Source organism: Bacteroides sp. 2201st1_D9_2201SCRN_220225 (genome assembly GCF_040928965.1).
In the GTDB taxonomy this organism is placed as follows: domain Bacteria; phylum Bacteroidota; class Bacteroidia; order Bacteroidales; family Bacteroidaceae; genus Bacteroides; species Bacteroides stercoris.
Genome location: NZ_JBCODG010000001.1, coordinates 1 through 12,672, shown reverse-complemented (window position 1 = coordinate 12,672; position 12,672 = coordinate 1). Strand labels below are relative to the sequence as shown.

Genomic DNA, 12,672 nt, shown 5'->3' with positions numbered 1-12,672 from the left:
TCCTCAATCATATCACAATTATCCGTATCTTTGCACCGTTACTCAAACAATGCCCATGACACTGACTGAAGAAACACTCCAATTTATCCGGGAGCATCGCAAAGACAACGTACGCAACCTTGCTTTACAAGCACACAAGTATCCGACAGTAGACGTACCTGCCGCTATCATCCAAATTGTGGGACGTCAAATTGCAGAAGAAAAAATACCCGCTTGGGCAGCACGGGAAGGTATTCTTTACCCGACACATCTTTCCATGGAACAATGCTCCTCGGAAGTAACGGCAAACTATAAGGTCAAAATAGTTTCAGACACGGGATACGGCAGCCGCAAAACCTTTACTGACCTCACCGGCGGTTTTGGCATCGACTGTGCCTTCCTATCTGCCTGCTTCCAACAGTCCGCCTATGTGGAGCGGCAGGAAACACTCTGTACAATAGCAGCTCATAACTTTTCGCTTTTAAACTTAAAACAGGTCATGGTCTGCCATGAAGACAGCATCCGTTATCTGCAAATGATGGAACCCGTAGACTGGATATTCATAGACCCCGCCCGGCGTGATGGACACGGAGGCAAAACAATAGCTATCAGCGAATGTGAGCCTGATGTTTCCGCTTTGGAAAATTTACTGCTTGAGAAAGCGTCACACGTTCTGGTTAAGTTATCTCCCATGCTGGACCTTACCCTTGTACTGCATGACTTGAAACATGTACAAGCCGCCCACGTCGTTTCCGTCAACAACGAATGCAAGGAACTTCTCCTTGTATTAGAGCGCGGAAAGGAATTAGTACCTGAAGAAATCCCTATTCACTGCATCAACCTCACTGCATCGCAGAAGGTTCAAAAGCTCCTGTTCACCCGCCAACAGGAGAAAGAACATACATGTCCGTATACTCCCACATTGAAAACATACTTGTACGAACCCAATGCATCCATCCTAAAAGCCGGAGCCTTCCGCAGCGTTTCATCTATATATAATGTAGAGAAACTGCACCCCAACAGTCATCTTTATACTTCCGACGAGTATATACCGGACTTTCCCGGACGCAAGTTCCGCATTACCGATAGCAGCAGTCTCAACAAGAAAGAACTTAAAAAGCTAATAGGAACGGAAAAGAAGGCCAACCTCACAGTACGTAATTTTCCTGCCAGCGTAGCCGAGTTGCGAAAACGCCTGAAGCTGGCGGAAGGTGGAGACATATACCTGTTTGCAACGACTCTTGCTGATGAGAAAAAGCTGTTGATTGCCTGTAAACAGCCTTAATATACAGTTAAAGCAAATAAAAGTAAAGTACATTCCAATCTTATAATCTGTCATTCAGTACATACAAGATAAATTATATCGTCCCCTGATGCATCATTTGCAATTGATTTGTAATATTATCGTTACCGTTTCTTCAAAATTCCGTAAGACAGACGTAATCCCATACCTATACTTTTGCCGCAGATTATTAACAGATAATAACAGGTATGAAACAAATTGTAAGAGCATTCTTATTCCTTCTACTATTCGCAGCGGCCAGCAACACGACAATGGCCGACGAAAAAGCAAATATCGTTAAACAAGGTACGGTACGCGGCCGTATCATCGACGTAACCAAGCAAACTCTCCCGGGTGCTTCAATCTACATCGAGAAACTACACACAGGCGTGACGAGCGACGTCAACGGCTTCTACACTTTCCCCAACCTCGACCCGGGAACCTATACAGTGAAGGTGAGCTATGTAGGCTACTCACCCGTAGAACTGAAAATTACAATTCCCGCCGGACGCACTTTAGAGAAAGATGTGGTACTGAACGAAGGAGTCGAACTTCAGGAAATAGTTGTAGGCGGCGCATTTCAGGGACAGCGCCGCGCCATCAACGCCCAAAAGAGCAACTTGGGAATTACCAATGTAGTATCTGCCGACCAGGTAGGCAAATTCCCCGACTCCAACATCGGCGATGCCTTAAAGCGTATCTCCGGTATCAACGTGCAGTACGACCAGGGAGAAGCCCGCTTCGGACAAGTACGCGGAACAAGCGCCGACCTGAGCTCCGTAACTGTCAACGGCAACCGTGTACCCTCTGCCGAAGGTGATACCCGTAACGTACAGCTCGACCTGATTCCGGCCGACATGATTCAGACTATCGAAGTAAACAAGGTAGTAACCCCGGATATGGACGCCGATGCCATTGGCGGCTCTATCAATCTGGTAACGAAGAACTCACCCTATAAGCGCAGCATTGCTGCCACCGCAGGAACAGGCTACAACTGGATTAGCGAAAAAGCCCAGCTGAACCTGGGATTTACCTACGGCGACCGTTTCTTCAATAATAAATTAGGGTTGATGGTATCTGCCTCCTATCAAAATGCCCCCTCCGGTTCTTACGACACCGAGTTTACCTGGGAGCAGGATAAAGACGGCAAAGCATACGTCAACGACTATCAAATGCGCCAGTATTACGTAACCCGCGAACGTCAAAGCTACTCCGCCGCTTTGGACTGGGACATCAGCACCAACCACAAACTCACTTTCAAAGGTATCTTCAATAACCGCAACGACTGGGAAAACCGTTACCGCACTAACCTGAAAGACCTTGAACCGGACGGCAGCGCCACCGTACGCATACAAACCAAAGCCGGAACGCCCGACAACCGTAATGCCCGTCTGGAACGCCAGCGCACGATGGATTTTTCACTTGGCGGTGAACATCTCTTCGGACTTCTTTCCATGGACTGGCATGCAAGTTATGCCAAAGCCAGCGAAGAGCGTCCCAACGAGCGCTACATCGACTTCCAACTCAAGAAACAGAAATTCGATATAGATCTGAGCAACGAACGCCAGCCTTTCGCATCTCCCAAAGACGGTTCTACAATGACCTTGAATGACGAATTCAGCCTGAAAGAACTGACCGAGCAACAGGAAGACATCAAAGAGCAGGACTTGAAATTCTCCGCCAACTTCAAACTCCCGTTCAAGAATGGCAACAAACTGAAATTCGGCGCAAAGGTAGTTCGTAAAACCAAAGATAAAGCTGTGGACTTCTACGAATATTCTCCGCTGGACGAAGATGCTTTTATGGAAAACAGCCTTAAAAATACTGTTGACCAATCCAACAAGCACTTTATGCCCAATAACAAATACCAGACAGGAATCTATGCCAGCAAGGAATACACCGGAGCATTAGACCTTAATAACCCTGCATTGTTCGAGAAAGAACAAGTACAGGAAGAACTGGCAGGTAACTTTGAGGCACGCGAAACGGTCAGCTCCGGCTATGTCCGCTTTGACTCAAAAATCACAGACCGCATAGAGCTGATGTCCGGCTTGCGTATCGAGAACACCAATCTGGCTTATACCGGACGTACATACGATGCAGACGAAGACATCACCGGCAAGACCGAACGTCAGCGCAACAGCTACATTAATTTCCTGCCTTCGCTGCTGGTAAAGTGGAATGTAAACGATGACTTCAAGGTACGCGGTTCATTTACCCAAACACTGTCACGTCCCAAGTACTCGGCTCTTGTACCGAGCGTAAACATCAAGCGCTCCGATAATGAAATCACCATCGGTAATCCGGAATTGAAACCGACCACATCCTACAACTTCGACTTGAGCGCCGACTATTATTTCCGCAGCATCGGTCTGGTCAGTGCCGGTATCTTCTACAAGAAAATCGATGATTTCATCGTAGACCAAGTCAGCACCAACTACGAATATCAGGGCAATGTATATACTCGATTCACACAGCCCAAGAATGCGGGCAACGCCAACCTGCTCGGAATAGAACTCTCTTACCAACGCGACTTCGGATTCATCGCCCCTGCCTTGAAGTGCATCGGCTTTTACGGAACTTACACCTATACGCACTCCCGCGTAGAAGACTTCAACTTCGAAGGACGCGAAAACGAAGAAGGCCTCAGCATGCCGGGTTCACCGGCACACACCGCCAATGCTTCGCTCTATTTCGAGAAAGCCGGACTGAACATCCGCGTAAGCTATAATTTCGCTTCCGACTTTATCGATGAAATGGGTGAAAGCACTTTCTACGACCGTTACTACGACAAAGTGAACTACATGGACGCCAACGCAAGCTATACGTTCGGAAAGAAAATAAAGACTACATTCTATGCCGAAGCCAATAACCTGCTGAACCAGCCTCTCCGCTACTACCAGGGAACAAAAGACCGTACCATGCAAGCCGAATACTACGGTGTAAAGGTGAATGCCGGAGTGAAGATTAATTTTTAAACACATCACCACAGAGAGACAGAGCATTTTCTTTTATAACACACCAAATGAAAAAACAATGCAACCGTATACCCTCTGCAGTGAATAAATAACATCCAAACAATGAAGAAAATATTCTTTTTACTATTCGTCGCCCTGCTGGGCAACTGGGCAAGTGCCCAAATTACCGATTATTCCGTATTCGACAAAAAGTTCAACTTCTATGTAGCCAATGACCTGGGACGCAACGGCTATTATGACCAGAAGCCCATTGCCGAACTGATGGGAGTAATGGCAGAAAACGGCACAGATCCGGAGTTTGTACTCGCTGCGGGTGATGTGCACCACTTTGAAGGCGTACGTTCCGTCAACGACCCGTTGTGGATGACTAATTACGAACTGATTTACAGCCATCCCGAACTGATGATAGACTGGTTTCCTTTGCTGGGTAATCATGAATACCGCGGCAACACGCAAGCCGTACTGGATTATTCGAATATCAGCCGCCGCTGGACAATGCCCGCACGTTACTATACCAAAGTTTTTGAAGACAAAGGCATGACTATCCGGGTAGTTTGGGTAGATACTGCTCCGATGATAGACAAATACCGTAATGAGAAAGAGACTTATCCCGATGCTTGCCAACAAGATTACAAACAACAACTCGCATGGATCGATTCTGTCCTGACCGCCGCTAAAGAAGACTGGGTAATCGTGGCCGGACACCACCCCATTTATGCCGAAACACCGAAAGACGGAAGCGAACGCCGGGATATGCAGTCGCGGCTCGACCCTATACTCCGCAGGCACAACGTAGACATGTATATCTGCGGACATATCCATAACTTCCAGCATGTGCGCGTACCGGGCAGTAATATAGATTATATCACCAACACCTCAGGTTCGCTCAGCCGCAAAGTCAACCCTATTGAAAGTACCGTTTTTTGCAGTCCCGAACCGGGCTTTTCCATAGTATCTGCCGATAAAAAAACACTGGAACTGCGCATGATTGACAAACAAGGCAATGTACTGCACACTGTTACACGCAGCAAATAACCCATTTTTTAAGTCAATAGGAAAATCCTGATTATACGAAGTTGTATCGGAAAGAACCAAACCATCATTCCGATACGACTTCTTTCAATTATTTCTTTTTCCGTAGCACCATCCTTCGGAGCCGTACTTACATTTCCGTCACGCGTAACCATATAATGTGGAGATATAATTTCCGCCCCGGTTTCGGAACAATTCTCCGCATTTACAAGCGCAAACGGACTTCCTCTTGGCTCGTTTAATCAGAATTTTGCATTATCTTTGCGCGCAAAATAATATATTTCATGAACATTCTATTACTTATAGGAGGACTTCTCCTCATCCTGTTAGGTGCAAACGGACTGACAGACGGAGCAGCATCCGTTGCCAAACGCTTCCGCATACCCAATATCGTTATCGGACTGACAATCGTTGCTTTCGGAACATCAGCTCCGGAGTTGACGGTCAGCGTATCTTCCGCCCTGAAAGGAAGCGCCGATATTGCCATCGGCAACGTGGTGGGCAGCAATATCTTCAACACACTGATGATTGTGGGCTGCACCGCACTGTTCGCCCCAATTGCCGTAACCCGGAACACATTACAAAAGGAAATACCTCTGTGCATCCTGTCTTCTATTGCTTTACTGGTTTGTGCCAACGACATATTCCTGAACGGAGACAAGGCTAATACTCTCAGTATCACAGACGGTTTGCTTTTGCTCTGCTTCTTCGCTATCTTCCTGAGTTATACTTTTGCCATCGCCTCACACAGTCCCGAAGAAACAGCCGGCAGTGAGGAAACTATCAGGCAACTGCCACTTTGGAAGTCTATCCTCTACATTCTGGGCGGGCTTGGAGCACTTATTGCCGGCGGCAGTTTCTTTGTTGACGGTGCAAGCGGCATTGCACGCAGCCTGGGAGTAAGCGAATCTGTTATCGGACTGACGCTGGTGGCAGGCGGAACATCCCTGCCCGAACTTGCCACATCCATTGTAGCCGCCTTGAAGAAAAATCCGGAGATAGCCATTGGCAACGTAGTAGGCAGCAATCTGTTCAACGTGTTCTTTGTACTGGGATGCAGTGCATCCATCACTCCGTTACACCTGACCGGCATCACTAATCTGGACTTGTGGGTACTGGCAGGCTCCGGCATTCTGCTTTGGTTCTTCGGGCTGTTCTTTGCCAAGCGTACCATCACCCGCATTGAGGGAAGCATCATGGTGCTTTGCTACGTTGCATATACGACATTCCTCATTTATAACCTGTAAGACACCCGTTTTTAAAGATTTTCATGTATCTTTGCCGGCTCATAACAACATACAACTATGGCAATTACAATTAAAAAGGTCTCTACGAAAAAGGAATTGAAGCAGTTTATCCGCTTCAACTACAAACTATACAAAAACAATCCGTATTCGGTGCCCGATCTCTACGATGATATGCTCAATACCTTCAACAAGAAGAAAAATGCCGCTTTCGAATTTTGCGAAGCCGATTACTTTCTTGCTTACAAGGATGATAAAATCGTAGGACGCGTAGCCGCCATCATCAACCATAAAGCCAACCAAACCTGGAACAAGAAAGAGGTGCGCTTCGGCTGGATTGACTTTATCGACGACCCCGAAGTATCGGAGGCCCTTATACATACCGTTGAAGAATGGGGCAAGGAACGGGGCATGACCCATATACAAGGCCCGTTAGGCTTCACCGATTTCGATGCGGAAGGTATGCTTATCGAAGGCTACGACCAGCTTAGCACAATGGCAACCACCTATAACTACCCTTACTACCCGCAACACATGGAACGCATGGGCTTTGAGAAAGATGCCGACTGGGTAGAATACAAGATTTATATCCCGGATGCCATACCCGACAAGCATAAGCGTATTTCGGACCTAATCCAACGTAAATACAATCTCAAAATCAAGAAATATTCATCTGCCAAGAAGATTGCCCGCGACTACGGACAAGCCATTTTCGAGCTGATGAACGAAGCATACAGCCCGTTGTACGGTTACTCTGCCCTGTCACAGCGCCAGATTAACCAATACGTAAAGATGTATCTGCCCATTCTGGACCTGCGCATGGTGACGCTGGTTACAGATGCCGAAGACAAACTGGTAGCCGTAGGCATCTCCATGCCTTCCTTGTCAGAGGCTTTGCAAAAATCTCATGGCCGTTTGCTGCCTTTCGGTTGGTATCACCTGGTGAAAGCCTTGTTTATGAAACGCCGTGCCAAGATGCTGGATCTGTTGCTGGTAGCCGTGAAACCCGAATACCAGAACAAGGGCGTAAACGCCTTGCTATTCTCCGACCTAATCCCCGTTTATCAGAAACTGGGATTTGTCTTTGCAGAAAGCAACCCCGAATTGGAACAAAACGGCAAGGTACAGGCACAATGGGAATATTTCAAGACCGAACAGCATAAGCGTAGAAGAGCGTTTGTCAAAGCTATAAAGTAAGGCGCAGCATAGTAAGATAGAGGACAAAATAAGGGAAAGGGTAGATTTTTTATGTAAAATCCACCCTTCTGTTTTTCTTCTGAACGCATTTCATTATTTTTGCTTAAACTTTAAAATAATGACTATGAAGCGGCTTAGCTTTTTCTTCTTCTTTCTGTCAGTCGTGTTATCCGTTGTTTCCCAACCGGTATGCCAAATTAAATACTTCTCAGTCAGTAATGGCCTTGCACAAGGCAACGTGATGAGTATTCTGCAAGACCAAAAAGGGCTTATGTGGTTCAGTACCTGGAATGGGATAAACAAGTTTGACGGTTACACGTTCAAAAACTACAAAATATTCCAAGAAACGACCTACTCTTTCGAGAGTAACCGTATAGGCAACATTGTAGAAAGTAAATACGGCGATATCTGGTGTACTACGTATGACGGACAAGCATGCCTGTTCGATGTCAAAACTGAGAAATTCATAGACGTCCTCCAACCGCTTACCCGGTCTCTCAATCATTCGAACCATGTCATACGTATTCTCTCGCTGAAAAAAGGAATTGCCTGGATACTTTGTAAAGACGGATATACTTACCGTGCCGACGAGCAACAGTGCAAGGGCGGAAAAGGCATCTCGCCTTATTCCATCTTCAATGGCAACCTGAAAGGCAATCAAGTCTGTACGGTCTTTCAGGACTCCGAAGAAGACGAATGGGTACTGACCGACAAAGGCATCACTATCGTCGGGAAAAAGACATTGGACACAGACTTCCCGTTCCGTCACATCATCCAATGGAAAGAAAACATCTATCTTGCCGCCGAACACGGCAAACTGGCCAGCTATGATTTCAAAACCCGCCAACTGAAATTCATAGATGTCCCCTATCCGTACCGGAACATCGCCAATCTGACAATCATCGGAAAAGATACGCTGGCATTGGCAACAGATAACGGACTCATACTCTATACCCCCGGCAACAACAAGTTCCGTCAGATAAACATCCAAACTCCCACTCAACACTCCAACTACGTAGAATCCGTCTATCAAGACCGGCATGGAGATATCTGGGTATTCTCGAATACGCCGGGCATTATCCGCCTCAACATGGCCGCCAATGAAAAAGAGCATCTGGTTACTCCCCGGGACGAGTTGGTTAAACATGAACGCAAAAGCCGTAAAATAATCTTTGAAGACAACACAAACACCTTATGGATGTTACCCACCGAAGGAAATTTCTCCTATTATGACAGAAAAGAAAAGAAACTCAAGCCATTGGTAATAGATGTAAATCATCCCAAATCCATCTTCAGCCCGTTAGTCCGAGTTCACACCATCGACAATCAGGGCAATGCCTGGATGGCCAGTGCGCGCGGCGTCTACAAATTAAGTTTCTCACCGCAAAGTTTCCATTTCAATCAAACCGATCATGAAGCCGAAACACGCGCTTTCCTGCGCGACAGCGGCGGGCGGCTCTGGAGTGCATCAAAATCAAACCATGTCCGCATATATGCTCCCGACGGGAACTTGGAAGGCTATCTTTCCAAACAAGGTGATATCATCAAGGAACAGGCGCATTTTTTTGAAGATATCTATGATTTCATGGAAGACCAGGAACACAACATATGGATGGGAAGCAAAGGTTCCGGTCTCTATTTGCTAAAAAAACAAGATACCGGCAAATACTCCGTTCATCACTATCAGTACAACCCCGAAGAGCCTTACAGCATTAGCGGCAACGACATCTACACCATTTTCCAGGACACCCGTAAACGTATCTGGGTAGGATGTTTCGGCGGCGGACTGAACCTGATAAAGCAAACCGGAAATGGAGAGATACAATTTATCAACTGCAATAACGAACTGAAAAATTACCCCACAACCTACGGAACAAAAATACGTAATATTGCAGGCGGCCCCGAAGGAGTTATTTTTATAGGAACCACCAGCGGATTAATTACGTTTGCGAGCGACTTCAAGCGTCCCGAAGAAATCAAATTTTACAGGAACAATCACCGGACGGGTGATGCTCACAGTCTGAACGCAAACGATATTATGCAGATTTACACAGACAGGCATAATACGACATACATAATGAGCTTTACTGGAGGAGTCAATAAAATCATATCCGGACCACTGCTTGGAGAGAATATCCAATTCAAAGGATATGACAAGAAGGACGGATTGGCTTCGGATTTAATGCTTTCCATGATAGAAGATAACTCCGGTCAGCTATGGTTCGTGTCCGAGATAGCATTGTCCAAGTTCAACCCTGATAAAGAAACGTTCGAGAACTATCAGTTAAATTCAACTTATCAAGACTTCAATTTCTCGGAAGCCTTACCCGTAATAAATTCCCGTCACCAAATTGTTTTAGGAACCGATAAAGGTTTCTTGGAGGTAATGCCCGACAAGATGAAAAAAAGCAGTTATGTGCCGCCAATCATCTTTACCAACCTCAGGATACAGGGGCATCCGGTTGAGCAGTCGATTGACAATCTGGCCGCGCTGGAGTTAAAAGCATCGCAAAGAAACGTCACTTTTCAGTTTGCCGCCCTTGATTATGTCGCTCCCGAGCACATTCAATATGCTTATCGTCTGGAAGGATTGGAGAAAGAGTGGAATGAAGCCGGCAACAACCGCTCGGCAAGCTACATCAACCTGCCGGCCGGAGAATACCGTCTCCAGGTCAAATCCACCAATAGCGACGGGGTATGGACGGACAACATATATTCCCTTCCCGTACGAGTACTCCCCACTTTCTGGGAAACTTACTGGGCATGGGTGTTCTATTCCATGCTATTTATCCTTTTCACGGCAACGATTGTTTATGTGTTATTCTACATATACCGCCTGCGTCACCGGGTAGATATGGAAAAACAGCTCACCGACATCAAACTGCGTTTCTTCACCGACATCTCTCATGAACTGCGCACACCTTTAACCCTAATCAGCAGTCCCGTCGCAGAAGTACTGGAGAATGAACCGCTCTCGCCCACCGCGCGCGAATATCTTACCGTAGTGCATCAAAACACCGAGCACATGCTTCACCTGATGAACCAAATACTGGATTTCCGTAAGATACAAAACCAGAAAATGAAGCTGTTAGTAGAAAAGAAAGACTTGATTTCATTGTTACGGAAATCAATGGACAACTTCAAACTAATCGCCAAAGAGAAAAATATGGATTACCGGCTGGTGACACCTGTACAGTCCGTATATGGATGGGTAGATAAGGACAAATTTGAAAAAATATTCTTTAATCTGCTATCCAATGCATTCAAATATACGTCTCCCGGCAAAGCGATTACCATAAAGGTTATCCCGAAAGAAGAATCGGTCGATATAGAAGTGAAAGACGAGGGAATAGGCATCGTGCCCGACAAGCAGCGTGTGTTATTCCAACGTTTCGAGTCTTTGGTGAAACAGAACATTCTACAGCCCTCTTCCGGTATCGGCCTGTCATTGGCGAAGGAAATGGTGGAAATGCATCACGGAAGCATTCAGGTAAGCAGCCAGCCCGGCGTCGGCAGTACTTTCACTGTAACCTTACCCCTGCAACAGAAAGTGTTCGAAGAAGACATGCAAGCCGAGTTCATATTGGATGACGACAAACAGGAAACCGTTTCCGCAGCCAACGGTTTAGACGGAGAAAACGCATACATGGAAGAAACGGAGATGACTGATTCCGACTGTAATTCCATATTAGTAGTGGAGGATAACAATGAATTAAGGCATTTCCTCAAGAGCAGTCTGTCCGGCAGCTATAATGTGATAACCGCTTCCAATGGAAAGGAAGGATTGCAACGTGCCATCGACAATGTGCCGGACCTCATTATCAGCGACGTTATGATGCCGATAATGGATGGTCTGGAGATGATAGGGCAGATTAAGGCAAACCATAATATCTGCCACATTCCTATCATCGTATTGTCCGCCAAGGCTTCTTTGGACGACCGTATCGCCGGATTGGAACACGGAATCGACGATTACATCACCAAACCTTTCAGTTCCACTTACCTGAAAATCCGTATCACCTCTCTTTTACGCCAGCGCAAAGAACTGCAAGAGATGTACATGGCCAAGCTAACCGCAGGCAAAGACGTAGCTTTAACGGATGACATTCCGGAACCGTCACAACCGCAAATAACCCCGCACGACAAACTGTTTATGGAAAAAGTTATGGAGTTCATGGAAGAACAGATGGACAATCCGGATCTGACCATCGAACAATTCGCAGAAAAACTCTTGTTGAGCCGAACTATCTTCTATCAGAAGCTAAAATCAATAGTGGGACTGTCGCCTGTGAATTTCATATGCCAGATACGCATCAAACGAGCGGTACAGTTATTCGACAGCGGTGAATATAATATTTCGCAGATTGCTTATATGACGGGATTCAATGACCCGAAATACTTCAGCCGTTGTTTCAAGAAGATTGTAGGGGTAACCCCTTCGGAATACAAAGAAAAGAAGCAGCCATAACCGTGATATCGGACAGACATTACGAGTGAGATATTATTATAAGAAGGTGTGTCAAAATGCACCCCTTCTTTCTTTTACGCACAAAGCCCCGACTTTCACAAGCTGGGGCTTTGTTATTACCTAAAGATTTTGTATCTTTAGGCATAAGAATTTCACTATGACAAAGATACATTTTCGTCCTTACAATCCCAACCAAACAGTGCTTTTTCCTCAAAGAATTGATGAGGATATTGCAGAAAACGATCCGGTACGCATGGTTGACGCCCTGGTTGAGGGCTTGAATCTTGAAAGTTTCAGAAAACTGTATAAGGAATGCGGTCGCAGTCCTTACCACCCCAAGATGATGCTCAAGGTCATTCTGTATGCCTATATGAACAACATCTACTCCTGCCGGAAAATTGAAAAGCTTCTTCACCGTGACATCCATTATATCTGGCTGGCCGGATATGAGAAACCGGATTTCATTACCATCAACCGTTTCCGCAACCGGGT

General features: G+C 46.1%; 7 protein-coding genes. All 7 read left to right on the top strand.

Annotated elements, in window-relative coordinates:
• Positions 1 to 55 precede the first annotated feature (55 nt).
• Complete coding sequence (locus AB5903_RS00035; protein WP_272709988.1) at positions 56 to 1,264, top strand: SAM-dependent methyltransferase; 1,209 nt, start codon at positions 56 to 58, stop codon at positions 1,262 to 1,264.
• A gap of 206 nt (positions 1,265 to 1,470) precedes the next feature.
• The gene (locus tag AB5903_RS00030) at positions 1,471 to 4,239 is read left to right on the top strand and encodes a TonB-dependent receptor (protein WP_368117581.1); all 2,769 of its coding nucleotides are present in this window, start codon (positions 1,471 to 1,473) and stop codon (positions 4,237 to 4,239) included.
• 102 nt (positions 4,240 to 4,341) lie between these two features.
• A complete protein-coding gene (locus tag AB5903_RS00025; RefSeq protein ID WP_368117580.1) occupies positions 4,342 to 5,274 on the top strand; it encodes a metallophosphoesterase in 933 nt (310 codons plus the stop codon).
• A 281-nt stretch (positions 5,275 to 5,555) separates the two neighbouring features.
• Positions 5,556 to 6,518: a calcium/sodium antiporter gene (locus AB5903_RS00020; RefSeq protein WP_118206713.1), complete on the top strand. Its 963-nt coding sequence runs from the start codon at positions 5,556 to 5,558 to the stop codon at positions 6,516 to 6,518.
• 57 nt (positions 6,519 to 6,575) lie between these two features.
• Positions 6,576 to 7,712, top strand: a complete 1,137-nt coding sequence (locus AB5903_RS00015) for an N-acetyltransferase (RefSeq protein WP_368117579.1) — start codon at positions 6,576 to 6,578, stop codon at positions 7,710 to 7,712.
• Between the two features lie 124 nt (positions 7,713 to 7,836).
• Complete coding sequence (locus tag AB5903_RS00010) at positions 7,837 to 12,180, top strand: ATP-binding protein (protein ID WP_368117578.1); 4,344 nt, start codon at positions 7,837 to 7,839, stop codon at positions 12,178 to 12,180.
• A 157-nt stretch (positions 12,181 to 12,337) separates the two neighbouring features.
• Positions 12,338 to 12,672, top strand: a 335-nt coding sequence (locus AB5903_RS00005) for a transposase (protein WP_368117577.1), incomplete at its 3' end; no start/stop codon positions are given.